16 protein-coding genes are annotated in these 24,800 nt (G+C 64.8%); 8 read left to right on the top strand and 8 right to left on the bottom strand.

Translation table 11 applies throughout. The annotated features are described in order from the left end of the window. Positions 1 to 23 precede the first annotated feature (23 nt). The 3 genes from AC0L2J_RS05335 to AC0L2J_RS05325 all read left to right on the top strand — a co-directional run bounded on the left by AC0L2J_RS05335 (position 24) and on the right by AC0L2J_RS05325 (position 3,995). On the top strand, positions 24 to 1,280 hold the full coding sequence (locus AC0L2J_RS05335) for an MFS transporter (RefSeq protein WP_473387649.1): 1,257 nt from the start codon (positions 24 to 26) through the stop codon (positions 1,278 to 1,280). A 219-nt stretch (positions 1,281 to 1,499) separates the two neighbouring features. After that, on the top strand, positions 1,500 to 1,904 hold the full coding sequence (locus AC0L2J_RS05330; RefSeq protein ID WP_007609771.1) for a DoxX family protein: 405 nt from the start codon (positions 1,500 to 1,502) through the stop codon (positions 1,902 to 1,904). A 396-nt stretch (positions 1,905 to 2,300) separates the two neighbouring features. Beyond that, positions 2,301 to 3,995, top strand: coding sequence for a methyl-accepting chemotaxis protein (locus AC0L2J_RS05325; RefSeq protein ID WP_063992548.1), 1,695 nt, complete (start codon positions 2,301 to 2,303; stop codon positions 3,993 to 3,995). A 264-nt stretch (positions 3,996 to 4,259) separates the two neighbouring features. On the opposite strand, the gene AC0L2J_RS05320 is transcribed toward AC0L2J_RS05325, so the two are convergent. Continuing rightward, positions 4,260 to 8,057 carry a YhdP family protein gene (locus AC0L2J_RS05320; protein ID WP_473387893.1) on the bottom strand — a complete coding sequence of 1,266 codons (3,798 nt, stop codon included), beginning with the start codon at positions 8,055 to 8,057 and terminating at the stop codon, positions 4,260 to 4,262. Between the two features lie 204 nt (positions 8,058 to 8,261). Between AC0L2J_RS05320 and AC0L2J_RS05315 the strand changes: the two genes are divergently transcribed. The 3 genes from AC0L2J_RS05315 to AC0L2J_RS05305 all read left to right on the top strand — a co-directional run bounded on the left by AC0L2J_RS05315 (position 8,262) and on the right by AC0L2J_RS05305 (position 11,007). After that, positions 8,262 to 8,954, top strand: coding sequence for a peroxiredoxin (locus AC0L2J_RS05315; protein ID WP_007609768.1), 693 nt, complete (start codon positions 8,262 to 8,264; stop codon positions 8,952 to 8,954). A 110-nt stretch (positions 8,955 to 9,064) separates the two neighbouring features. After that, positions 9,065 to 10,423 carry a M23 family metallopeptidase gene (locus AC0L2J_RS05310; protein WP_473387645.1) on the top strand — a complete coding sequence of 453 codons (1,359 nt, stop codon included), beginning with the start codon at positions 9,065 to 9,067 and terminating at the stop codon, positions 10,421 to 10,423. 98 nt (positions 10,424 to 10,521) lie between these two features. Further along, the gene (locus tag AC0L2J_RS05305; protein WP_473250041.1) at positions 10,522 to 11,007 is read left to right on the top strand and encodes a low affinity iron permease family protein; all 486 of its coding nucleotides are present in this window, start codon (positions 10,522 to 10,524) and stop codon (positions 11,005 to 11,007) included. 104 nt (positions 11,008 to 11,111) lie between these two features. Here the strand turns inward: AC0L2J_RS05305 and AC0L2J_RS05300 are convergent, their stop codons facing one another. The 7 genes from AC0L2J_RS05300 to AC0L2J_RS05270 all read right to left on the bottom strand — a co-directional run bounded on the left by AC0L2J_RS05300 (position 11,112) and on the right by AC0L2J_RS05270 (position 21,251). Continuing rightward, entirely contained in the window at positions 11,112 to 12,347 is a 1,236-nt protein-coding gene (locus tag AC0L2J_RS05300; RefSeq protein ID WP_473387643.1) for an ABC transporter substrate-binding protein, read from the bottom strand. A 108-nt stretch (positions 12,348 to 12,455) separates the two neighbouring features. Next, a complete protein-coding gene (locus tag AC0L2J_RS05295; protein WP_473387640.1) occupies positions 12,456 to 13,367 on the bottom strand; it encodes a DMT family transporter in 912 nt (303 codons plus the stop codon). A 141-nt stretch (positions 13,368 to 13,508) separates the two neighbouring features. Beyond that, positions 13,509 to 14,390, bottom strand: a complete 882-nt coding sequence (locus AC0L2J_RS05290; RefSeq protein WP_007609761.1) for an NAD(P)-dependent oxidoreductase — start codon at positions 14,388 to 14,390, stop codon at positions 13,509 to 13,511. Then, positions 14,390 to 15,521, bottom strand: a protein-coding gene (prfB, locus tag AC0L2J_RS05285) for a peptide chain release factor 2 (protein WP_007609760.1) whose coding sequence is annotated in 2 segments (ribosomal slippage) — positions 14,390 to 15,451 and positions 15,453 to 15,521 — 1,131 coding nt in all. Because the reading frame shifts where the segments join, the coding sequence is not laid out codon by codon here. Before prfB ends, AC0L2J_RS05290 begins: the two co-directional genes overlap by 1 nt. A 111-nt stretch (positions 15,522 to 15,632) precedes the next feature. Then, positions 15,633 to 18,134 (bottom strand): penicillin-binding protein 1A, encoded by a 2,502-nt coding sequence (locus AC0L2J_RS05280; protein WP_007609759.1) that lies wholly within the window; start codon positions 18,132 to 18,134, stop codon positions 15,633 to 15,635. Between the two features lie 273 nt (positions 18,135 to 18,407). Continuing rightward, positions 18,408 to 19,700: an N-acetylmuramoyl-L-alanine amidase gene (locus AC0L2J_RS05275; protein WP_473387637.1), complete on the bottom strand. Its 1,293-nt coding sequence runs from the start codon at positions 19,698 to 19,700 to the stop codon at positions 18,408 to 18,410. A 615-nt stretch (positions 19,701 to 20,315) separates the two neighbouring features. Next, complete coding sequence (locus AC0L2J_RS05270; protein WP_473387634.1) at positions 20,316 to 21,251, bottom strand: hypothetical protein; 936 nt, start codon at positions 21,249 to 21,251, stop codon at positions 20,316 to 20,318. Here AC0L2J_RS05270 and AC0L2J_RS05265 point away from each other — a divergent pair. Both AC0L2J_RS05265 and AC0L2J_RS05260 read left to right on the top strand, forming a co-directional pair. Continuing rightward, positions 21,237 to 23,483 (top strand): Rne/Rng family ribonuclease, encoded by a 2,247-nt coding sequence (locus tag AC0L2J_RS05265; RefSeq protein ID WP_473387633.1) that lies wholly within the window; start codon positions 21,237 to 21,239, stop codon positions 23,481 to 23,483. The genes AC0L2J_RS05270 and AC0L2J_RS05265 overlap by 15 nt on opposite strands. 64 nt (positions 23,484 to 23,547) lie before the next feature. Further along, on the top strand, positions 23,548 to 24,780 hold the full coding sequence (locus AC0L2J_RS05260; RefSeq protein WP_473387631.1) for an NAD(P)/FAD-dependent oxidoreductase: 1,233 nt from the start codon (positions 23,548 to 23,550) through the stop codon (positions 24,778 to 24,780). Positions 24,781 to 24,800 lie beyond the last annotated feature (20 nt).

Below are 24,800 nucleotides of genomic sequence, written 5' to 3'. Positions count from 1 at the left end.
TGAAGCGCGCTCCCTGATCGGCAATGAACCAGAACACGCGAGAGGAACAGTCCAAGCGCGTCACGGCGACGCCGCAGGGCGTCGTGCGCACCGCGCTCGTGGTGCTCGCGCTCTGCTTCACACTCGCCGTGCTCGGCCGCGGCCTCAGCGAAAGCTTCACCGTCTTCCTGAAGCCGATCTCGGAAAATTTTGGCTGGGATCGCGCCCAGGTGGTCTCGATCTATTCGCTGACCTGGCTCGTCAGCGGACTGATGGCGCCGCTGGTCGGGCGCCTGTTCGATCATTCCGGACCGCGCATCGTCTATGCACTGGGCTTGTTGCTGCTCGGCTCGGCCTTCCTGATCGCAAGCCACGCGCAGTCACTCTGGCAGTTCCAGCTCTCGATCGGACTCTGCGTCGGCATCGGCGTTGCCTTCATCGGCAATGTGCCGAATTCGATTCTGCTCGGCCGCTGGTTCGGCCCAAAGCTGCCGACCGCGATGGCGGTGGTCTACTCGGCCATGGGTGGAGGCGTGCTGGCGCTGCTGCCGGCCTCGCAGCTTTTGATCGATCATCTCGGCTGGCGCGAAACCTACCAGTTGTTCGGCTTCGCCGCGCTCGGCCTGCTGGTGCCGCTCATGCTGCTGCCATGGCGGCTGTTCGCCTCGGGCTCGCCGCATATCGCGAAGAAGACCGATCCGGATTTCGTCGATCACGGCTGGACCCTTCCGAGCGCGATGCGCCATCACGCCTTCTGGGCGCTGTTCTCGACATTCTTCTTCACTGCGGTCGGCATGTATGCGATCGCCGCCCAGATCGTGGCCTATCTGATCGATGCCGGCTTTCCACCGCTGCAGGCCGCCACCGCCTGGGGCTTCTCCGGCGTCGTGCTGGTGTTCGGCATGTTAGGGGTGTCAGCGCTCGACGGCCTGATCGGACGCCGGCCGTCGGTGCTGCTCAGCTACGCGATCTCGATCCTCGGCATCTTCCTGCTGTGGCTGTTGCAGTACTCCGCCAATCTCCTCCTGCTCATCGGATTCGTGGTCTGCTTCGGCAGCATGATGGGCTCACGTGGACCGCTGATCACGGCGACCGCGATGAAGATCTTTGGGGGCAAGCGCGTCGGCACCATCTACGGCACCATCTCGATCGGCAGCGGGCTCGGCTCGGCTTTCGGCTCCTGGAGCGGCGGCCTGATCCATGACGCGACCCATGGCTACAACGCGCTGCTCGCCTTCGCGCTTGCAAGCGTGGTGCTCGGGATGATCCCGTTCCTGGTCGTGCCCGCTTTGCGGCGCTAGGTCTCCCGAAGGTAACCTGAGCGCATTCGCGTCACCGGGAAATTACGGATGGGCACGACGCGAATAGCTGCAAAAAATGTGCATCGCGCGCGGCTGAAAGTCCTGGCTGCGGTGTTTTGTCCGACATGACAAAAATGTCAGCGCAAATTGCCCTTGGGTGGCTTGCAGGGCAGAACTGAATGCGGCTAGTCGCAAGCATTGGATGGAGGGCACAAACCAATGAACTTTCCCTATCTCGTTCGCTTTCAACCGGTTCTCTTGAGCCTGTTTCGCTTCATCACTGGACTCCTGTTGCTCCAGTACGGCATCGCCAAGCTTTTCAAGTTTCCGGTGCTTCCCTACTTCGCAAACATCCCGCCGATCATCTACGCAGCCGGTACGCTTGAGCTGGTGCTTGGCGCGCTGCTGATGATCGGCCTGTTCACCCGCCTCGCGGCGTTCATCCTCTCGGGTGAGATGGCCTTCGCCTATTTCATGGGCCACATGTTCAAGGGCGAGACGCCGGTGTTCCTGCCGTTGCTCAATGGTGGCACCGCGGCGATCCTGTTCTGCTTCGCCTGCCTCTACCTCTCGGCAGCCGGCGGCGGCTCGGTCAGCGCCGATGCGGCGATGGGCAAGGACTAGCGGCACAACCGGCGGCGCGTTCGCGCGGCGCTGAGGCGTCAGCAATTGATTCGTGAATAAAGGGATGGCACCAGTACATTTACGGGTGCCATCTCAGCGCGAGCCCAGCACGTTCCAGACCAGGACGAGGACCGCGACCAGCAGCATCGACATGATGAGGCGGTGGACGAATCGGTTCATGTCCGCTCCCACCGGATTCGGTCGGGACTAAACACCCACACAATCTTTCTCCCAGTTGACTTGCCATGCGCCGACACGGCGCTTTTCCGCATGGATGTTTGCGCATGCGGCTCGCGGACGCCGCTTGCGCGGCAGCCGTCGCACGCGTCCATTCATGATTGGTAAGAATTTCATGCTACCGACGCGAGCAACAATAACCATTCCGTCGAGGCCGTGATGAAGCTGCTGAGCCACCTCAAGATCCGCACCAAGCTCGCCAGCATGGTCTGTCTTTCGGCACTCACGGTCACGGCCATCATCGGGGTGTCGTCCGTGCTCAGCAAGAGCCGCATGCTGGAGGACCGCGTCCAGCAGATGCGGACCGCGGTCGATATGCTCCACAACCTCGCCCAATCACTCGAAGAGGAGGTCGGCGCCGGCAAGCTGACGCAGGCCGAAGCGAAGGTCCAGTTCCACCAGCGCGGCCGCCGCATGAGTTTCAATGGCGGCCAAGGCTATCCGGTGGTCTATAACGCCGATACGTCCCTCATCGTCAACGGCGCCAACCAGCAGCTCGAAGGCAAGATCACCGGTGCGAAGGATTCCAATGGCGTCCTGATCGCCGACGCCATTATCAAGGCCGGCGCTGAGACCGCACAGGGCGGCGTGACCTCCTATCTCTATCCCCGCCCCGGCCAGACGGAGCCCGTCCGCAAGACCGTTTTCGCGCGCAAATTCGCGCCCTGGAACGCGACGATCAGCTACGGCCTCTATGTCGACGACATCGACGCCGACGTGCGAGCCTTGACGCTGGAGCTGGGGGCGATCGGCATCGGCCTGATGCTGCTGATGGCGACACTGTCCTGGCTGATCGCCCGCGACGTGCTCGGCGCGCTCGACCGCCAGAAGAACCGCATGCAGGCCATTTCCGAAGGCGCCATCGACGCGCCGGTCGAGGAGACCGGTCGCGGCGACGAGATCGGCCGCATGGCCGAGACCCTCGAAGTGCTCAGGCAGACCGCGCTGACGGCGCGCAAGCTGGAGGCCGAGCAGGTCGCCACCAAGATCCGCAGCGAACAGGAGAAGCGCGACGCGCTGATCTCGCTTGCCGACCGGTTCGACGCCTCCGTCGGCCAGCTCGTCGGCCTGATGGCCTCGGGCTCGGGCGAGCTGGAGGTTACCGCCAAGTCGATGTCGTCGACCGCGGAAGGCACCAACCGCCGCGCCGCCGTCGTCGGCTCGGCCGCCACTGAAGCCAGCCAGCGCGTCCAGACGGTCGCGGCCGCCGCCGAGGAGCTCTCCTCCTCCATCACCGAGATCAGCCGTCAGGTCGCGCAGTCCGCCGTGGTCACCGGCCGCGCCGTGGACAGCGCACGCCGCACCGACACCATCGTGCGCGCGCTCTCCGATGGCGCCCAGCAGATCGAGCATGTCGCCGAGCTGATTTCCAGCATCGCGGCGCAGACCAATCTGCTCGCGCTCAACGCCACCATCGAGGCCGCACGCGCCGGCGAAGCCGGACGCGGCTTTGCTGTCGTCGCCTCCGAGGTGAAGTCGCTGGCGAGCCAGACCGCGGAAGCCACCCGCGAGATCGGTGACAAGATTGCCCAGATCCAGGGCGCGACCAAGGAAGCGGTGGACGCCATCGGCGGCATCACCGCCACCATCGAGGAAGTCAGCCGGATCGCCACCTCGATCGGCGCCGCGATCGAGGAGCAAGGCGCCGCCACCGCCGAGATCGCCCGCAGCGTCTCGCAGACGGCCGAGGCGACCCAGGAGGTCACCACCAATATCGGGGGCGTCAGCACGGCAGCGAACGAGACCGGCAATGCCGCAGGCATGGTGCTCGCAGCTGCGTCAAACCTCTCCAAGCAGGCCGAGCAGCTCTCTGGCGAAGTCGGGACCTTCCTGGCGGGCGTGCGCGCGGCGTAAACGGCCGGCTAGCTAGGCGCGCGTTCTACCGAGAATGTTGCGCGGGGTTAAGCACGCAGGAGCGCGCCGCGGGTTCTGAACCTCTCCCGCTTGCGGGGAGAGGTCGGCGCATAGCGCCGGGTGAGGGCTCTCTCCTCTCGGGGGCTCTCGATTGCGGAGACACCCTCTCCCCAACCCTCCCCCGCAAGCGGGGGAAGGAGCGCAGCTCCGTCCTGGCGGCGGCCCGACTTGATCGCAGTCAACGAAATCAGCCCAGCCTCGCCGCTATCGCCGCGCGAGGGTGCAGCCGCTCGAGAGCTGGCGCGTCGTTCCGGTCGAGCCATCGCTCGATTGCGACGGGAATTCCTCGAACGGCGAGTTCTGTTTGCCGGTGTTGAATTCGAAGATCTTGCGGAACAAACCGGGCGCCATCGCCGAAATCGGATTGACGCGCATCACCGGCGCGGCCGGCGTGCCGACGACCTCGTAGGTCACGCCGATCAATCCTTCATTGTTGCCGCCCCCGAGGAAGATGCCGAACAACGGGATCTGGCCGAAGATGTTGTTGACGCCGTACATCGGCACGAAGGTGCCGCTCATGCAGACCTGGTTGCCGGGAAAGTCGATTGAGCCCTCGATGGTGGCGCCGATCATCGGTCCCTTGACCACGCCGTCGCGGATCGTGAGCGCGCCGTTCTGCCGCGTGAACTCCGCGCGCAACGCCGTGAAGGCGACGCCGCTCTGCGCACCGTTGGGAGCGCCCGCCGCGACGCGATCGAGTTGATCCATTCCCTTGACCGAGAAGTCGCGCACGTTGATCAGGCCTTCCCGTGTCGTGGGCTCCGACGTCGGCGGCTCCATGGCCACGACCATCTGACCGCCGTAAACCTTGTTGGTGGTGTCTGTGAAGCGCAGGAAGTTGCCGGCATCGCTGGTCTGGAGATAGATGACCTCGCGGTTGCCCTGGGCGCGGCCGCCGCGCAAATCGGCGGCCACAGGCGTGTCTTTTCCGATCCTGCCGCTCAGCGTGAAGGCTTTGACCGCACCATTGCGCCGAGACATCTTGGCCTCGACGCTGCGCATCGCCTCGCCGTTGAAACCCATGACGGCGCCGAGCTTCACGTCGATGTCGAAATCGACGTTCTTCGTCTTGCTCTTGGCATCGTCCTTGGAACTGCCTGAGATCGCGGATTTCAGGAAGCCGCGGCCGTCGAAGACGTCGCCGCGCATCGTACCCTTCAGCACGCCCTCCTGGCTGCGCTCCACCTTCAGCGACGCCTTGTCGCCGTCGGACGGCGCGTAAGTCGGGAAGTTCGCGTTCATGAGGTCGCCGTTGGCATCGACCTCGAGCGACCCCTTGATCGCAGCGCCGCCGCCTTCGATGACGATGTCCTCCAGACGCGTCGATTGCGCCGTCGGCACCACCTTGAAGCTGGCCTTGCCCGCTCTGCCCGGCAGCTTGACCCAGCCGGGCAGGATGTTGTCGAGCTTGACCGAGGTCAGGTCGGCCTCGATGCCGAGCTTCGTCGTCTGGTCGGGCCCCCCGGCGATCTTGCCGGACAGCTTAATCGGCACCGATCCGCTGACGGCGGGGCCCAGATCGAATCCGAGGCGCGCGCGGCTCGCATCGTCCAGCGTGGTCTGCAATTTGACGTCCGCATCGCCCTCGGCCGGCTTGCGATAGTCGAGCGAGGCCGCCTGCCCGTTGATCTTGACGTCGCCCTTGACCTGATAGCCCTGGTTGCTCGCGACGATCTTGAGGTTGTTGGCCTCCAGCTTCTGGTTCATCACCAGCTTGTCGGCACCAAAACCGTTGAGATCGGCGGTAACGCTGTAGGTGGTATCGGCTTTGGTCAGCTCGCCCTTGACCGGCAACCCAAGCTGGACGTTCGCCGAGAACGTCCCCTTGCTGGTATTGGGATCGATGACGGTCGACGACAGATCGCTCAGGCGATCATTGGAAAGCATTTCGGCCGCCGCAGGCACCGGGCCTTCGACACGGAACCTGGTCCGCGACGGCGACGGCTTGGGCGCCATATCGGGCACCTCGAAGACGAAGTCGGAAATCGTGATCTTGCGGCCCGCTGGCGTATCGGCGATGCCCTGCCCGATATTCACGGTCGCCGTGCGGCCGGTCACGCGCGCCTTCAAATCGGCATCGTGCACCACCGGCAGGCCATCGACGGGGCGAACCGTGACACCACTCGCCACGATATTGACCGACAGGCCGTCGTCGGGAATGGGTGGGCCCTTGCGCGGAAGATTCTTCGTCGGTGAATTAACGCCGATCTCGATGCGCTGGAGCGTTCCACGCTCGATCCGTTCGATCACCCATTCGCGCAACTCGGGGACGACAAGCGTCGGCCACATCCGCTTGAGCGCGGAGGCCGACATCGGCGTTCCCGCAAAACCCAATGTCAGCCGCGGCTCGCCCGAATAGTCGATGGCACCGGTGCCGGCAACGCCGATCTCTCCGTTGGAGATATCGGCCTGCGTCAACAGCAGCCTCTTGTGGTCGGTGTCGAAGCGGAAGCCGATCGCAATACGGTTGAAGACCAGCGGCGGCTCGTTGTCGATGCCGCCGAGCAGGATCGAACCGCCGCTGAAACCGAGCTGCCAGTCGTTGACGGTGCCGTTGGGCGGCTCGACGTGAGCCAGAAGCGTCAGACGGTTCGCGCCCGAGAGGACCTTGAACGGAGCGACCAGCACCCGCCGATTGGCGTCCCACTCGACATTGATCTCGGCCGAGTCGATCGCCATCGGATAGTCGGGCGTATCGGTATCGATGATGTTGCCGGCACCGACCGCGATCTTGCCGCGAAAAAAGGTCGGCACGCCGTCGCGGCCGAGCTCGCCCTTGAGCTCGCCGGTCAGCGGCAGGTCGGCGGTGTAGGTGAGGTCCTTCACCCGCAGCGCCAGCAGGATGTTGGCGGTCGAGACCTTGTCGGCGCGGATATCGACCGAGCGCACGCCGTTCTCGGTGGGGCCGATCGTGGCACGCAACGACCACGGACGCGCGCCCTCCTCGCCGAGGCTGAGCGCGACGCCGCCACGGCTCGGACGGCGCAGGCTGAGCGTGATGTTCTCAAACGTCCATTTGCTGCCGCGCTGCTGGTCATCGACGATCAGATTGCCGTTCTTCAGGCCGATCTCGTTGAGGTTCTGGCCGTCGAGGCCGGTCATGCTCAGACTGTCGAGCCAGTCGAGGCCCTGAAGAATGCCGGTCGGGGCCGTGGCCTGGGTCGCGGCTTGCGATGCATCGGGAGTCGCAGGCTCGGTGGCGAATGGCGGCGGTGGTACACCGTTGCGCGGGAAAGTCGGCGGCAGCCCCGCGTCCTTCTTGGAGGCGACACCGGTTGCAAGCGGCTTGGCGGTGTCACCAGCCGACACCGTGACCGTGCCGTCAGGCGCGATCCGGATCGCGAGCTCGGCATCGACGAGGTTGAGGCTCTCGGCGCGCAGATGCCCCATCAGCAGGCCTGCACCCGACAGCTTCACCTCGGCCTTCGGTGCGGTGGCGACAATGACGTGATCGTGGTCGCGCACGACGATATCGCGGATGCGCACGGCGATCCGGATCCGCCCGGCCCGCTCGATCTGCGTGCCGCCGACCTCCACGGTGTTGCCGTGACCGATATTGTCCTCGATCGCGGCCGCGAGCCACGGCGTCGCAATGTCGAGATTGATGGGCCCGGCGCCGAGCCGCCACCACAGCGAGCCGAAACAGCCGACGAAGATGACGATCAGGGCACCGATGACCACGGCCACGCGCTTCAACCAGCGACCGCCGCCCAACCAGCGGCGCAACGGACCAACCCCGTCAGCGAAGCGATGGAAGCCCGAATTGGAACGCGACAACAGCCGGCGCGCACGATAGCCCGCCGCCGCTTCCTGATCCGGATCCCAATCGGCGTCGTCCCATTGCTGTTGCTCTGGTTGGCTGCCGCGCCGATCCGAATCCCGATTGTAATCCTGGGGCGACGTATTCCTTGCCATTGCCTCTCGATACAGGCGCCCGTCGTGGGATTGAGCGCCGCCGGGGCCGCAGCCGTCGACGGGAAGCGAAGCTTCCCGCGCCGGCATTGCCGCCATACCTCGAATATTCCTTCTGTTCGTCATGTCGCCCCGGGAGCGCGTTCAACGAGCAGTGGGGTGGTGCGTGGAATTCCTTGTAACCAGACTCCGGCGTCGTCAGACTCGCCCTGCCGAGGGCACGATTCCGGCATAGCGGAAAAGGGCTGCAATACCGCTTTGGTTGACCCGCCGAAAGCGACGAAAGGAAGGCGTATGTCCAAGAAATCCCGAAAGAAATCGTCCAAAACGCCCTCCGGCAGTCCGACGGCTAAAAAGACGCCCGTGAAAACGCGGGCAGCGACTCAAACCAAGCCCGCGAAAACACAGCGGACACCGGCGAGCAAATCAACTGGGACCATAGCAAAGACAGCATCGCATAAGGCCGCATCGAAACGGTTAAATTCTTCCAAATCGGCATCCGCGCCCGAAACGGCGGCGAAGGCCGGCTTGGCCGAGGGGAAGAAGGCTCCCGCCTTCCGCCTGCCCCGCGACGGTGGCGGTGTCGTCGCGCTGTCGGATTATACCGGCCAGAAGCTGGTCCTGTTCTTCTACCCCCGCGCCGACACGCCGGGCTGCACCAGGGAGGCCATCGACTTTACGCGGCTGACCGGCGCCTTCGCCTCGGCCGGCACCGCCGTGCTCGGTATCTCCGCCGATCCGGTCAAGGCTCAGGATAAATTCCGGGACAAGCACGGTCTCGGCGTGCCCCTCATCTCGGACGAGACGCACGCGATGCTGGAGGCCTACGGCGCCTGGGGCGAAAAGTCCATGTATGGCAAGAGCTTCCTGGGAGTTCTTCGTACCACGATGCTGCTTGGCGCCGACGGCAGGATCGCCCGGATCTGGCGCAATGTCCGGGTCGACGGCCACGCCGACGAGGTGCTGGAAGCCGCAAGGAGCCTTTAACCAATCATTTAAATTCAAGCGGTTCCGTTTCCGGAAAATTAACCATGACTGGCCCAGATTGCCGCGGCAATTAGGCCGTACGGACTCATCCGACCGGCGCGGGAGTGCCGATGTTGAAAAGTTCTGCCCAATTCTCGCAGTACCCCCAACATCACCCCCACGACCACGGTCGAGCCTTTCATCGCCGTGCTGCCTCGGTGGCAACCGCGCTCCCCCTTCCGGACACCGACGACGCCTACACCATCGTGCATCACGGCAAGCAGGTTCGCCTGGGGCCTGTGGTGTTCTGGATCGTGGTCGGCACGGTCGTGCTGCTGGGGCTCTGGTCGGCCGCAACCGCCACCTATTTCGCCTTCCGCGACGACGTCCTCACCCGGCTGATCGCCCGGCAGGCCGAGATGCAATACGCCTATGAGGACCGCATCGCCGAGCTGCGCGCCAAGGTCGACCGCACCACCAGTCGGCAGCTGCTCGACCAGGAGCAGTTCGACCAGAAGCTCGACCAGATCATGAAGCGCCAGACGGCGCTGGAGTCCCGGGCCACGGCGCTCGGGTCCATGCCGGACGTGACCGGATCGATTCCCCGTTCCAGCCCGCAGCGTGGCGATGCCAGCCAGACGACGCAGGGCACACCAAAGCCCTCGCCGATCAGCGACACCGTGATCTTCGTGGCGCCGCCGGATCGCGAAGCGCGGCTCGAATCGCGCGCGCCGACCCTCGCAGCTCCGCCCGTCAATCAATTCGCCAAGAACCAGGGATTCGACAACGTCGTCGTTCGGCTCACGACCTCGCTCGACCAGGTCGAGCGCCGCCAGATGGCGGCACTCAACGCCGTCGAGGAAGGCATGGATTCGCGCATGCGCCGGATGCGCGGCGTCGTCAGCGATCTCGGCCTGAACCTCGCAAGTCTCGAAGCCGCCGTGCCGCGCACGGCGATGGGCGGGCCTTTCGTACCCGTAAAACTCACCGCCAGTTCGGGGCCGTTCGAGAAGCAGCTCTATCGCATCAACAGCACCCGCGCCGAGATGGACCGGCTCAATCGCACGCTCGCACTCGTGCCCTATCGCAAGCCCGTCATCGGCGAGGTCGAGTTCACCTCCGGCTTCGGCGTGCGCAGCGATCCATTCCTCGGCCGCCCCGCGATGCACACCGGGCTAGACTTCCGCGCCGCAAGCGGCGATCCCGTTCGCGTCACCGCCAACGGCAAGGTCGTCTCGGCCGGCTGGTCGGGCGGCTACGGCCGCATGATCGAGGTCGATCACGGCAATGGTCTTGCGACCCGCTATGGCCATCTCTCCGAGATCAACGTCAGGGTCGGCGAGATCGTGAAGATCGGCCAGGTCGTCGGTCTCGTCGGGTCGACAGGCCGTTCCACCGGCCCGCATCTGCATTATGAAACCCGCATCGACGGCGAAGCAGTCGATCCGCAGAAATTCCTGCGCGCCGGCGTGCGGCTCAGCGCGGGCTAGACTCGTTGGGAGCGCTCTCGCCTAGTCCGGGTTTACACGGCGGAACTTCGGAGTTCCCTCCGCGTTAGGTCGCAGGTCCTCAATGGCGCGATCTTCTGATGCAAAAGACCGATACGAAAGCTCGTCCGGCCGAGGGCAAGGCGGACCAGCCACGCAACAGCGCGGCTCAACTCTTCAGCGATATTGCTAACCGAACATCTCAAGCTGCCGGGCGCGCGCTGACATTCATGATTGCCGCCGGCGTCGTCCTGGTTTGGGCGGTCACCGGTCCCGTCTTCCATTACTCCGATACATGGCAGTTGGTGATCAACACCGGCACCACGATCGTGACGTTCCTGATGGTCTTCCTGATTCAGAATTCCCAGAATCGCGACAGCGCGGCCATCCAGGTGAAACTCGACGAACTGATCCGGGTGAGCGCGGCGCACAATTCCTTCGTGGGAATTGAGCATTTGACCGACGACGAGCTCGACGAGATCCGCACCAAGTGTGAGCTTCGCGCCGAGGCCGAAAAGGTCGGAGAAGAGACGGTCAAGAATGCCGGCAAGAAGGCGAAACGCGCCGCCGATCTGGTCACCGAATAAGCTGGGGAAACACCGGAAAACGACGAGGCGCAGCTTCGTTCGGAATCGCACTGCTTCGGCAGGCTCTACTCGCCAGCGCCTCCCTTGTGATCAGCCAGCCTTGACTACTGGCCGCGCTCGTGGCCGACCTCACCGGTGATGACGTCGCCGAACAGCTCCCAGGCCTGCCCGTTGAAGCGCATCAGCTGCATCTGCTCGATCGGGAAGTAATCGTCGGCTGAGGTATTGACCATGATGCCGGGCAGCATCAGGTCGGTGTGGAAATCCTTCAGGTTCGTGGCCTGCTTCATCACGTTGTCACGTGTGAGGTTGTCGCCGCACTGCTTCAGCACCTGCGCCATCGCCTCCGCCTGGACGTAGCCATAAAGGTTGTTGGCGTTGGTCTTGTCCCCTTCGGGATAGTACTTGTCCATGAAGGTGCGCCACGCGATGACGGCCGGATCCTTGTCCCAGGTCGGGTCGGTCGGATCCTTCAGATACGCGGTCGAGATGATGTCCTTGGAATAGTCGAGCCCGGCGGGCTTGAGCACAGAGGCAATTGACGTCGCCGTATTGGCGAGGAAGAATTTTGGCTTCCAGCCGAGCTCGCCGACTTTCCGGATCGCCTGTGCCGAGCCTTTCGGCGCGGCCCATGAGAAGAAGATGTCGGCGCCGGAATCGTGAAGCGCAACGATCTGCGAGTCGATCGAGGGATCGCTGACCTCATAGGATTTGTCGGCGATGATCATGCTGGCCTTGTCGCCGAGCCCGTCCTTAAGGCCCTTGAACTGGTCCTTGCCGGCGTCGTCGTTCTGCCAGAACACCGCGATCTTGCTGTTCGGAAACTTGTCACGAATATATTTCGCGTAGATCCGCCCCTCGCTCTGGTAGTTCGGCTGGAATCCCATGGTCCATGGGAAATTCTTGGGGTCGCCGAACTTGGTGCCGCCGGAGGCGACGAAGAGCTGCGGCACCTTCTTGGCGTTCATGTATTTCATGATCGCGGAGTTCGAGGGCGTGCCGAGCGGCTGGAAGATCAGCAACACCTCGTCGCTCTCCACCAGCTTGCGCGCCTGCTCGATCGCCTTCGGCGGCGAATAGGCGTCGTCATAGCTGATGAAATTGATCTTGCGCCCGTTGATGCCGCCCTGATCGTTGATCATCTTGAAGAACGCGGCCTCGGTCTTGCCGATCACGCCATAGGACGATGCCGGCCCGCTATAGGGCATGATGTTGCCGAGCTTGATTTCGGTGTCGGTAGCGCCGGGATCGTATTTTTTCTGCGCCAGGGCCGGTGTCGTGACGAGCACGCCGGCAGCAAGAATGGCGAGGGCAGCAAGGTTATTGCGACGACCCGGCATCGTTCTCTCCGCTGTGTTTTATAGTCTTGTTTTGCCGCGAGTGTCGCAAGCGGACCTGCCGCTGGCAAGCGCCGCGATTTTCCGTGAGGTGAAACGGCGGCTCTGGAGTCAAACGACCCGCCGCAGCAGGTTCAGAACGCGCCCATCGATCACCAGCAAAGCGCTGCCGATCACGATCGCGCCCGCGATCTCGCGCATGGAGATCGGCTCGCCCAGCACCAGCCATCCCAGAAGAACGGCGGTGACGGGAATGAGCAGCGTCACCAGCATCACATTGGTCGCCCCCGAGCGCCGCAGGATCTGGAAGAAAACGATATAGGCGAGCGCCGTCGACAGGCCGGCAAGGCCAAGCACCGCGAGCCAAATCGTCACGCCCGGCATCGGCAGACGCCACGGCTGCTCCATGGCGCCGGCGACGATCGCCATCATCACCGTGGAAGCCATCAGTTGAAACGCTGCCGTCCCCAGCGGGGCTGCGTCCTTCAACAACCGCCGCGCCGCCAGCGCGGCAAAGCCATAGCTGAAGGCGCCGCCGAGGCAGAGCAGGATGCCGAGTCCCTGCCCGGCCCGTGTTTCAACGCCCCATCCGCGCAGGATGATCACGCCGGCAAGCCCCAGTGCCACGCCGGCGACGCGCCGCAGCTGTAGGGCCTCTTCGCCTGCCGCCGCCATCACGATCACCGTGAACAGCGGCGTGGTGGCATTCAGGATCGACGCCAGCCCGCTTGGAATGAAAGTCTGGCCGATCACGATCAGCGAGAACGGGATGACGTTGTTGAGGAGCCCAATCGCGATGAACGGCTTCCAGGCCTTCACACCCTTGGGAAAACCGATGCGGTGGATACGGAGCAGCGGCAGTAGAATGGCCGCGCCAAGTGCAACGCGCAGAAGCACCAGCGTGAGCGGCGGCAATTCCCGCAGCGCAGCCCCGTTGAAAAAGAACGAGCCGCCCCAGAGCACCGAGAGCACAGCGAGCAGCGACCAGTCGCGCGCGTCGATCCGGTTGTTGTTCGGGGGCATGGGGTCTCACGGCGGCGGCGGTCCAACCTGCCGCCTAGGACAACACGGCGAACCGCGCCACCCGATTTCCGACGACGCACCCGTTTACAAGACCGATGCTCGAAGGAGGCGAACGAGGCTGCCCTGTGTCGATGTGATCCGCTAGGACGGCTTCTTCGGCCGCGACACCAGTTCGATCATCTTACCTTCGTCGTCGTCAGGCATCGCGGCCTTGGCCTGCGCGTAGGCCTCCACCGCGGCGCGCGCGACCAGCGGCTTGTCGGCCAGCAGGCTCTCGGCGAGCTTCACCGCGTAGGCGGCATCCTTGTGCCGCAGCGCTGCCGTGAACGTTGCGCCGGAAAAATCGCGGGCGACCATGCGCTTGGAGTGGCGTTGCACCTGCGGGCTCGCGGCAACGCCAGCCTGGATCGAGTCCAGCACGAGGTTCATGTCGAGCCCGGCCTGCTCGGCAATGGCAAGCCCCTCGGCGAGGCCGGCGATCTGGATCGCGCCCATCAGATTGTTGATCAGCTTGTAGACCGTGCCGGCGCCGACCGCGCCGAAATGGCGGATGGTCGAGCCGATCGGTGTCAGATAGGGCCGCGCGCGTTCGAGATCGGCGGCATCGGCACCAACGAGCAGCGTCAGCTTTCCGCTGGCGGCAGCATCCGGCAATCCCGTCACGGGGCAATCGATATAGATCAGCCCGCGCGCGTTCATTTCGCGGCCCATCTCGCGCGCATGATCATAGGAGACGGTGGAGCATTCGATCGCGATGGTGCCGGCCTTCGCCGTCTTGGCCGCGCCCTTAGGCCCGAGCCAGACCGCACGCGAGGCCTCGTCATCGGCGACCATGGTCACAACGGCGTCGGCGTCGATCGCCGCGTCCTCAGGCGAGGTCGCCCACTGCGCGCCGCGCGCGATCAGGTCTTCCGCCTTGGCCTTGCTGCGATTCCAAAGCGTCACCGTGAAGCCGGCATCGAGATAGCGCCCGGCCATGCCATGGCCCATCCGCCCAAGCCCGATGAAGGCGATGCGGGGCATCAGTCGACGTCCTCGATGTCGGCGCCGGGAGTGCCGAAGGCGCGCTGCGCCAGGGTCGCGGCCATGAAGTCGTCGAGATCACCGCCGAGCACGCCTGATGTGTCGGAGGTCTGCACACCCGTGCGCAGATCCTTCACCATCTGGTAGGGCTGCAGCACGTAGGAGCGGATCTGGTGGCCCCAGCCGATGTCGGTCTTGGCGGCCTGGTCGGCGGCGGCTTTCTCTTCGCGCCGCTTCAGCTCGATCTGGTAAAGCCGCGCGCGCAGCATGTCCCAGGCCTGCGCCTTGTTCTTGTGCTGCGAGCGGCCGGCCTGGCAGACCACGGCGACGCCGGTCGGGATATGCGTCAGCCGTACCGCGGACTCGGTCTTGTTGACGTGCTGGCCGCCGGCGCCACCGGAGCGCATGGTATCGACGCGGACGTCGGATTCCTTGATGTCGATCTTGATGGTGTCGTCAATGACGGGAAACACGGCAACCGACGAGAACGAGGTGTGCCGCCGCGCGTTGGAATCGAACGGCGAGATCCGCACCAGGCGGTGCACGCCCGCCTCGGTCTTGAGCCAGCCATAGGCATTGTGACCGGAGACCTGGATGGTCGCGGACTTGATGCCGGCCTCTTCGCCCTCGGACTCTTCCAGCATCTCGACCTTGAAGCCGTGGGTTTCGGCCCAGCGCGAGTACATGCGGAGCAGCATCTGCGCCCAGTCCTGGCTCTCGGTGCCACCGGCGCCGGCATGAACTTCGAGATAGGAATCGAAACTATCGGCCTCGCCAGACAGCAGCGCCTCGAGCTCGCGCCGGGCAACTTCCTTCTTGAGGGTCTTCAGCGCGGCTTCGGCTTCCTTGACGACGCCCTCATCGCCCTCGGCTTCGCCGAGCTCGATCATGCCGATGTCGTCTTCGAGCTCCTGCTCGACCTTGCCGATGCCGGAGAGCGCATCCTCGAGCGAGGTGCGCTCCTGCATCAATTTCTGGGCTTTCTGGGGATCGTTCCAGAGGTTGGGATCTTCTGCGAGCTTGTTCAGCTCAGCGAGGCGCGCCGTCGATTTCTCGACGTCAAAGATGCCTCCTCAGCAGCCCGACAGACTGCTTGATCTCTTCTACCAACCGTTCGATTTCGGCGCGCATGGGATTCTCTGGTCTCGCGGAATTGTTCCGCGTCTCATGACAACGGGATGTAGCGGCGGCAGCTGCAAAGCGCAACCGCCGCGGCGACGAACGTCTGTCTTGTCCTAAGCCCTAGTACAGCCCGCCGGTGCCCGGCCGCATGAAGAAACCGGAATCCGGCTGCTGCTGCTGTGACGCCGGCATCCGGCCGTCGGCATCGGCAACGCCGATGACCGAATAATTATCCGGCGGCGCCGTGCCCGGCTTGAAGGCTTCCAGGATGGTTCCGCCGGTCTCGCCCGGACCGGCGCGCATGCCGGTCTTGGCGACGACCCGCACCAGCTTGATGCCGGCCGGCACCTTGAACGGGACCGCGGGCTTGTCGGCGAGCGCGAGCTGGAGGAAGTCGCGCGCGATGGGGGCTGCGAGATGGCCGCCGGTCGCGGCGTTACCCTTGCCGAGCGGACGCGGCTTGTCGTAGCCCATATAGATGGCGACGGCGACGTCGGGCGAGAAGCCGACGAACCAGGCGTCCTTGGCCTCATTGGTGGTGCCGGTCTTGCCGGCGATCGGCTTGCCGACCTGCTTGACCACGGTGGCAGTACCGGCCTGGACCACACCTTCCATCAGCTCGGTGATCTGATAGGCGGTCATGGAATCCAGCACCTGCTCGCGGCGGTCGATCAGCTGCGGCTCGTTCTGGTTCTTCCAGCCGCCCGGCGCGTCGCAGCCGCGGCATTCACGCTGGTCGTGCTTGAAGATGGTGTGGCCGTAGCGATCCTGGATGCGGTCGATCAGGGTGGGCTTCACCCGGCGACCGCCATTGGCGAGCATCGAATACGCCGTGACCATGCGCATCGCCGTGGTCTCGCCGGCGCCGAGCGCGTAGGAGAGATAATTCGGCAGTTCGTCATAGACGCCGAAGCGGCGGGCATATTCGCCGATCAGGGGCATGCCGATGTCCTGGGCGAGGCGCACCGTCACCGTGTTGAGCGACTGCCGCAGCGCGTTGCGCAGCGTCACCGGGCCCTGGAATTTGCCCGAGGAGAAGTTTTCAGGCCGCCACACGCCGGCGCCCTGGCCCTGGTCGATTTCGATGGGGGCGTCGAGCACGACAGTCGAAGGCGTATAGCCGTTGTCGAGCGCGGCCGAATAGACGATCGGCTTGAACGACGAACCAGGCTGACGATAGGCCTGTGTGGCGCGGTTGAACTGGCTCTGGTCGAACGAGAAGCCGCCGACCATTGCCAGCACGCGACCGGTCCAGGGGTCCATCACCACCATCGCGCCGGACACTTCGGGGATCTGGCGCAGCCGGTACTGGCCTTCGACAGGCTGGGCGTCCTTGTACAGCGGATCGGCGTAGATCACGTCGCCGGGCTGGAGCACTTGCGACACCGCGCTCGCCGCCCTGCCCTTCGTGGCGCCGGAGGCCGACTTTGCCCATTTGATGCCGTCGAGCGTGATGAGGCCGGTCTCGCGCTGCTTGCTCACCGCGCCGCCGAGCTCGCGGCTCGGCTGGAAGCCGATGCGCGCCGATTGGTCGCTGGTCTCCAGCACCACGGCCATGCGCCACGGCGAGATATCGGACAGAGACTTGATCTCGGCGAGCTTCACGCCCCAGTCGCCCGAAATGTCGAGCTTGCTGATGGCGCCGCGATAGCCCTGTTGCTCGTCATAGTTCACGAGACCGGCGACCATGGTCTTGCGCGCCATGACCTGAATCTTGGGATCGAGCGTGGTGCGGACCGAGAGGCCGCCCTCGTACAGCTTCTTCTCGCCATAGCGCTCGAAGATGTCGCGGCGCACTTCCTCGGCGAAATATTCGCCGGCGAATGTGTGGGCGCCGTTGGAACGGCTGGTAACGACCAGCGGCTCCTTGCGCGCCTTGTCGGCGTCGGCCTGCTTGACCCAGCCGTTCTCGAGCAGACGGTCGATCACGTAGTTGCGGCGCTCGATGGCGCGGTCGCGGTTGCGGACCGGATGCAGCGTCGCGGGCATCTTCGGCAGCGCCGCGAGATAGGACGCTTCCGCCACCGTCAGCTCGTTCACCGACTTGTCGAAATAAACCAGCGACGCGGCTGCGATGCCGTAGGCGCCGAGGCCCAGATAGATTTCATTCAGATACAGCTCGAGGATCTTGTCCTTCGAGTAGGTCTTCTCGATCCGCATGGCCAGCAAGGCTTCCTTGATCTTGCGGGCGAAGGAGACCTCGTTGGTCAGAAGGAAGTTCTTGGCGACCTGCTGGGTGATCGTGGAAGCGCCCTGCGGACGACGGTTGGAGCCGTAGTTTTGGATGTAGACCACGCCGGCGCGCGCCATGCCGGTGTAGTCGATGCCGCCATGCTCGTAGAAATTCTTGTCCTCGGCGGCGAGGAAGGCATTGATCACGAGTTTCGGCACCGCCTGGATCGGCAGGTAAAGCCGCCGCTCCTTGGCGTATTCGCCCAGCAGCGAGCCGTCGGTCGCGTGCACGCGGGTCATCACCGGCGGCTCGTAATCCTGAAGCTGAGAGTAGTCCGGCAAGTCCTTGGAGAAATGCCAGATCAGGCCTGCGACGGCACCGACCCCGACAAGGAACAACACCGTTCCCGCGGCGAACAGGAAGCCCATGAACCGCACCAGCAAGCGCATTATCTGTTTATCCGTTCAAACTCTGGATCAGCCCAAAGATCAGCCCAAGACCGGCTCAAGATCAGCCCTCGGCACCCGAAACAGGCACCAAACCATCGCGAATTCACCGGCCTTACTCAATACTATCAGTGCCGGACTCAAGACGCTTGCCGAGCGGGATTCTCGCCGATTCCGGAACCCCCTGCGGCGTTTTTATAAAGCGCCCGCTGTGGCCAAACTAGGGCTTTTGCGGCGGGACGGAAAATCACTCTCAATTCGAGGACCCCCCGGTCGTCAATTTGACGATCCGGCCGTGGCCATCCGCTTGGCCAAAAACCCGTCGATCGCCTGGGCCATCGAGCCCACGGCACGCGACCGCCATCCCTCGGAGACCAGATGCTCGAGATCGCCCTTGTTGGAGACATAGCCGATCTCGACCAGGACCGACGGCACGTCGGGCGCCTTCAGCACCCGGAAGCCGGCCGACTTCAGGGGATGCTTGTGCATCCGCACCGTCGACTTCATTTCGCCCATCAACAGGCGGGCAAAACGACTTGAAAAGGTGCGGGTTTCCCGCTGGGTGAGATCGATCAGGATGTCGGCGACATCGGTCGGCTCCTCCGCGAGGTTGAAGCCGGCGATGGCGTCCGCCCGGTTTTCCGCATCGGCCAGCCGCTGCGCCTCGGCGTCGGAGGCCTTGTCGGACAGCGTGTAGATGGTTGCGCCCTGCGCGTCGCCCTCCGCGCGCGGCAGCGCGTCGGCATGGATAGAGACGAACAACGCCGCCTTGAGGCTGCGGGCGACTTTGACCCGGTCGTTGAGCGGGATGAAGGTGTCGTCGTCCCGTGTCATCACCACGCGATATTTGCCGGTCTTTTCCAGCCGTTCGCGCAGCGCCAGACCAAAGGCCAGCACCAGATTCTTCTCGCTCTCGCCGCTCGACTGCGTGCCATTGTCGATGCCGCCATGGCCGGGATCGATAACGACCACCGCGCGGCCATCGGCCTTCTGCCCGGCTTCAGGATGTGCAGATGTGGGAACCGTCACGGGCGGCGGATCGGCAATTGCCGGCCGCAGCTCAGGACGGTTTTCCGGAGCCAGCGACGGCACGAAGGCGGTGCGCTCGACCTCCTCCATTTCGAGCACCAGCCGCGCGGGCTGACCGTTGGCAGCCTCCACCACGTAGGAATTGGCGATCTTGGCCGGGCCCGTCAGGTCGAACACGATTCGGGAGCCGCCGGGCATCACCAGCCCATAGCGGAAGGCCTTGACCAGTCCGCGTCCGCCGGACCCGGTGCCAGCGGGAAGTTGAAAATTGACCTGGGGAACGTCGACCACCACCCGATACGGGTCGGCAAGGGTGACGGCGCGGAAGCTAACGGTCTGATCGATGTCGAGGACAAAGCGCGTTTGCTTGCCGTCACCGGCCAGCCGGGCGGCCGAGGCCGTTGGGAAATTCGCTGATGCAACAGCGGGTTGAGACTGACTTTCCGCGGCCTTCAGGCGCGAGGAATCAGCACACGGCAATGCTGCCGCGCAGAGCAGCACGCATCCCAGCAAGATCCTTTGATTTGCGCGGCTCGCCACCGATTCCGTGCCTCCGAGCAGCCTCTTTAACGCAATAGAACCACAGGGTTAAACGATCCTTAATGACAGACACGCGAAACTCGCTGACTGTGACCGCCGTGCGACGCTCCTTGCACGGATGGCCCAATCCACGTATGTACGGAATGCTGACGGCCGATATTTCCGGTTGTGTCGCATTCAGCCTCCCGGTGCAGCGCCGGAACTCTCAAGGTTTGGGATTCCAGCGTTTTTCCGTTCCCCTCTAGGTCCAGCGCGGTGCGCGGCAGCGAGGTGGAGCGGGGGCAAGCCCCGGCGGCGGAACGGTCCCCGGTTACCACCATGTTTCCGGGACGGTTCTGACAGCGGCGCAACCCGTTACCCGGTCCCTTAATCCCAAGGGAGCGGTTCGTAATACCCAAGGCGAGCGCGCTCGCGCCATGCCTGGCCAACAGCAACTGATTGAGGGGCGGCCCCGCCGCCCGATGTTTCATACGGGCCGACGCTTGATGCGCCAGACTGTGCCGACCAATTCTGAAGGACCATTCGCGACGCTGCGGAGTGAAAATTCCGCGCGCCACTTTGGTCCTCCGGCTTCCGGTTCGGCAAGGCGCGAGAGACGGCGTTTCGGCCTTCCCCTCACCCCCGAATCAGGTGGACCGTCGCGTCACCCGGCAGCGCTGATGGCGCCCACGGTGAATCGCGCCCGCCGCCGCCAAGAGTTAAGACATGCCCAACAAGATGTTGATCGATGCCACCCACCCGGAAGAGACCCGGGTCGTCGTGGTCCGCGGCAATCGCGTCGAAGAGTTTGATTTCGAGACCGCGCAACGCAAGCAACTGCGCGGGAATATCTACCTCGCCAAGGTCACAAGGGTCGAACCCTCGCTCCAGGCCGCTTTCGTCGAATATGGCGGCAACCGCCACGGCTTCCTCGCCTTCAGCGAAATCCACCCCGACTATTACCAGATCCCGGTTGCCGACCGGCAGGCGCTGATCGAAGCCGAAGAGCAGGCCCATCGCGAGGCCGAGGAAGAGAGCGAGAACCGCTCCCAGGGCCGCCGCCGCTCCCGCCACCGCAATTCCCGCCGCCGCAGCCATGGCGAGCGCGTCCGCAGCGACGTCGTCGAAGGCACGGATCCCGCGGCCCGACAGGTCCAGGGCGAGGCCCTGCCCGAGGGCGCTTCGCACGAGGGCGAGCACCTGCACGCCGGCGCAGAGCATCACGGCGAGCACGAAGGCCACGATCATCACGATCACGGCCACGAAGCACATGACCACCAAGGACATGATCACGACGATCATCATGCCCATGGTGACGATCATCACTCCCATGATCATCACGACGACGATCATCATGGCGAGCACGATCATCACGACCATGAACATGCCGACGAGACACCGGCGCCTGTCGCAGCGATCGGCGCCGAGCCCGCGGTCGCCACAGAGGCCGTCGCCGAGCCGGAGGAGTTTGCCTCCGACGCACACGCCCACGATCTTGCCGAGGCCGTGACATCGGCCGTCGAACCTGCCGACGCCGTGTACGCCCCCGGCGAGAGTGTGCAGGCTCCGCATCACGACTCCGATGCGACGGCCGAGGATGATGACGAAGACGAGGACGACGAGGAAGCCGAAGAGGACGTCGTTGAATCCGTCGGTGGCGACGATGTGCTGGAGGAAGTGCCGGAGCGCACCTTCCGTCCCCGCCGCCAATACAAGATCCAGGAAGTCATCAAGCGCCGCCAGGTGATGCTGGTGCAGGTCGTCAAGGAAGAGCGCGGCAACAAGGGCGCGGCGCTGACGACCTACCTCTCGCTCGCCGGCCGCTACGCCGTCTTGATGCCGAACACCGCACGCGGCGGCGGCATCAGTCGCAAGATCACGAGCGCGCAGGACCGTTCGCGCCTGAAGGAAGTCGTGCAGGATCTCGACGTGCCCGAGGGCATGGGGATCATTCTGCGCACCGCGGGTGCCGCCCGCACCAAGCCCGAGATCAAGCGCGATTTCGAGTACCTGATCCGGATGTGGGAGACGGTGCGCGACATGACGCTGAAGTCGCAGGCCCCGACCCTGGTCTACGAGGAAGGGTCGCTGATCAAGCGCTCGCTGCGCGACCTCTACAACAAGGAGATCGACGAGATCTCAGTTGCCGGTGAATCCGGCTACCGCGAAGCGCGCGACTTCATGAAGATGCTGATGCCCGCCAATGTGAGCGCGGTGAAGCAGTATCGCGACGGCCAGCCGCTGTTCTCGCGCATGGGCGTGGAAAGCCAGCTGGATGCGATGTTCTCGCCGACCGTGCAGTTGCGGTCCGGCGGCTACATCGTGATCAACCAGACCGAAGCGCTGGTCTCGATCGACGTCAACTCCGGACGTTCCACGCGCGAGCATCATATCGAGGACACCGCGCTCAAGACCAATCTCGAGGCCTCCGAGGAGGTCGCGCGTCAGCTTCGGCTGCGCGACCTCGCCGGCCTGATCGTCATCGACTTCATCGACATGGACGAGAAGCGCAACAACCGCGCGGTCGAACGCAAGCTGTCCGATTGCCTCCGGCAGGACCGCGCGCGGATCCAGGTCGGCCGCATCTCGCATTTCGGCCTGCTCGAGATGTCACGCCAGCGCATCCGCGCCAGCGTGCTGGAGTCCTCGACCGATCCCTGCACGCATTGCGGCGGCACCGGCCATGTGCGCTCGGTGTCCTCGGTTGCGCTCCAATTGCTGCGCGGCCTCGAAGAGATCCTGATGAAGGGCGCGACCCACAACCTCGTGGTCCGCACCCGCACCGACGTCGCGCTCTATGTGCTGAACCACAAGCGCGGCCATCTGCGCGACCTCGAGAACGGTTTCAAGGTCACGTTGTCGGTCATCGCCGACCCGAGCGTCAACGGGCCTCAGGCCTATCTCATCGACCGCGGCGAGCAGGTGCATACGCTGGAAGCCGCCAAAGCTCTGCTGGCGGCGCAGGCGGCCGCGAGCCCGCCCCCCCTGGTCGAAGAGGCCTATGACGACGAGGAGTTCGATCCGGAGACCGAATCCGAGGTTGAGACCGAGGAGACTGAAGGTCTCGTCGAGGAGCAGGCCGCAGGCGACGCCGCTACCGAGCAAGACAGCCAGCGCCGCAAGCGTCGCCGTCGTCGCCGCGGTCGCGGTGGCCCGCGCGACGAGGAGATGCGCGAGGATGGCGCTCCCGCCCTTGCCGAGACGGCCATGGCGGCCGGTGAAGGCGAAGAGGATGCCGAGGCCGAGCCGGAAGGCGAGGAAGGCGAGGAACAGGCAGCCCGTGGCGAGCAGCAGGGCAGCGCCGATCGCCGTCGCCGGCGTGGTCGCCGTGGTGGCCGCCGCCGTCGCGGTCCTGGCGAGGAAGGTCTCGCCGGCTCCATCGGCGACGAGCTCGCGGCCAGTGCGCCGTCGGAAGCGACCGATGCAGTCGCCGATTTCGATGGTTTTAGCGGCGAGGCTGCGCCCTCGATCGCGCAGGCCGAGCACACGTCAGAACCTCAGGTCACCCAGCCTGAGCCGCGCGCCGAAGCACGGATTGAGGCAACGGCCAGGCCTGAGCCGGCTCCTGCTGCCGCCGACGAAGAGCACGCCGACGACAAGGCCGCACGACGCCGTTCGACGGTTCGCGAAAAGGTGAGCTTTCTGTCGAGCAGCCAGAGTGAACCGGCACCCGTTGCGCAGGCGGCCGAGCCGGTTGCCCCGCCCGCACCGGCTCCCGAGCCCGCGCCCGCAGCGGCAAGCGAAACCTCGGCCGCACCGCGTCGCGCCGGCTGGTGGTCGCGCCGCTTCGGCGGCGGCGAATAGAGCAACGAGATAGTTGAAACCGCCCGGCCAAGCCGGGCGGTTTTGATTTGGCGAGGTCAGTTCAATGCAAAGCGTGATCGTCCTCGGCGGCGGCATGATCGGTGTCAGCGCGGCGCTGCACCTGCAGCAGCGCGGCTGGTCCGTCACGCTCGTCGACCGCAGGGAGCCGGGCCGCGAGACCAGCTACGGCAATGCCGGGATGATCCAGGCAGAAGCGGTGCGCCCTTATCCGATGCCGCGCGACCTCGCCACGCTCCTGAAGATCGCGGCCGGCCGCACCAACGACGTGCGTTACAGCCTGTCGTCGCTTCATCTCCATATCGAGCCCCTGCTCCGCTATTGGTGGCATTCGGCGCCGAAGCGGCATCGCGAGGCGATCGACGCCTGGGCGCGGCTGATCGCCTACGCGACGGCGGAGCACGACATCCTCATTCGCGAAGCCCACGCCGACAATCTGATCCGCCGCGCGGGGTACCGACACCTGCATCGCGACGCAGCTTCGTTCGATCTGGCCGTCAAGGCGGCGGAAGAAGACCAGCGCGAATTCGGCGTGAGGTTTCGTGCGCTCTCGGGCGCCGAGCTCGCCAAGGCGGAACCTGTCCTGCGCGACGATTTGCCCGGCGCGATCCATTGGCTCGACACCTGGACCGTGTCCGATCCCGGCGCGCTGGTCACGGCCTATGCCGATCTGTTCGAGCGCCTCGGCGGCGCCATCGTGCTCGGTGACGCCCAAAGCCTGCAGCAGACCGCCACCGGCTGGTCGGTCAAGACAGACCAGGGGCACATCGACGCCGCCCACGCCGTGGTGACGCTCGGGCCGTGGTCGCCCGATCTCCTGCTCAAATTCGGCTATCGCATCCCGCTGGTGCGCAAGCGCGGCTACCACATGCATTACAGCGGCGGCGCCTCGCTCGATCTGCCGCTGGTCGACAAGGCCGGCGGCTACGCCATGGGTCCGATGGCCAAAGGCATTCGCATCACCACCGGCGCGGAGCTGACCGGCCCGGATGCGCTCGCGACGCCCGTGCAGCTCGCCAGCGCCGAAGCCTCCGCGCGCGAGCTGATCGACCTCGGCAAGCGGGTCGAGCCCGACCCATGGTTCGGCACCCGCCCCTGCACACCCGACATGCTGCCGGTGCTCGGCCCTGCCCCACGCCATCCCGGCCTCTGGATGAACTTTGGCCACGGCCACCAGGGCTTTACGCTGGGACCCGCGACCGGGCGCCTGCTCGCGGAGATGATGAGCGGCGAAACGCCCGCGATCGATCCGACGCCATATCGGCCGGAGCGGTTCTAATTCCCAGTGTTGACGGCAAG

This window comes from Bradyrhizobium sp. MV1.5 (genome assembly GCF_055807615.1).
This window is presented reverse-complemented; position numbering and strand designations above follow the sequence as displayed.

Coding starts and splice junctions, on each gene's coding strand:
- AC0L2J_RS05335 (WP_473387649.1), top strand. CDS start 24: ATGAACCAGAACACGCGAGAGGAACAGTCCAAGCGCGTCACGGCGACG.
- AC0L2J_RS05330 (WP_007609771.1), top strand. CDS start 1,500: ATGAACTTTCCCTATCTCGTTCGCTTTCAACCGGTTCTCTTGAGCCTG.
- AC0L2J_RS05325 (WP_063992548.1), top strand. CDS start 2,301: ATGAAGCTGCTGAGCCACCTCAAGATCCGCACCAAGCTCGCCAGCATG.
- AC0L2J_RS05320 (WP_473387893.1), bottom strand. CDS start 8,057: ATGCCGGCGCGGGAAGCTTCGCTTCCCGTCGACGGCTGCGGCCCCGGC.
- AC0L2J_RS05315 (WP_007609768.1), top strand. CDS start 8,262: ATGTCCAAGAAATCCCGAAAGAAATCGTCCAAAACGCCCTCCGGCAGT.
- AC0L2J_RS05310 (WP_473387645.1), top strand. CDS start 9,065: ATGTTGAAAAGTTCTGCCCAATTCTCGCAGTACCCCCAACATCACCCC.
- AC0L2J_RS05305 (WP_473250041.1), top strand. CDS start 10,522: ATGCAAAAGACCGATACGAAAGCTCGTCCGGCCGAGGGCAAGGCGGAC.
- AC0L2J_RS05300 (WP_473387643.1), bottom strand. CDS start 12,347: ATGCCGGGTCGTCGCAATAACCTTGCTGCCCTCGCCATTCTTGCTGCC.
- AC0L2J_RS05295 (WP_473387640.1), bottom strand. CDS start 13,367: ATGCCCCCGAACAACAACCGGATCGACGCGCGCGACTGGTCGCTGCTC.
- AC0L2J_RS05290 (WP_007609761.1), bottom strand. CDS start 14,390: ATGCCCCGCATCGCCTTCATCGGGCTTGGGCGGATGGGCCATGGCATG.
- AC0L2J_RS05280 (WP_007609759.1), bottom strand. CDS start 18,134: ATGCGCTTGCTGGTGCGGTTCATGGGCTTCCTGTTCGCCGCGGGAACG.
- AC0L2J_RS05270 (WP_473387634.1), bottom strand. CDS start 21,251: ATGCGGAGCCTGCACACTCTCGCCGGGGGCGTACACGGCGTCGGCAGG.
- AC0L2J_RS05260 (WP_473387631.1), top strand. CDS start 23,548: ATGCAAAGCGTGATCGTCCTCGGCGGCGGCATGATCGGTGTCAGCGCG.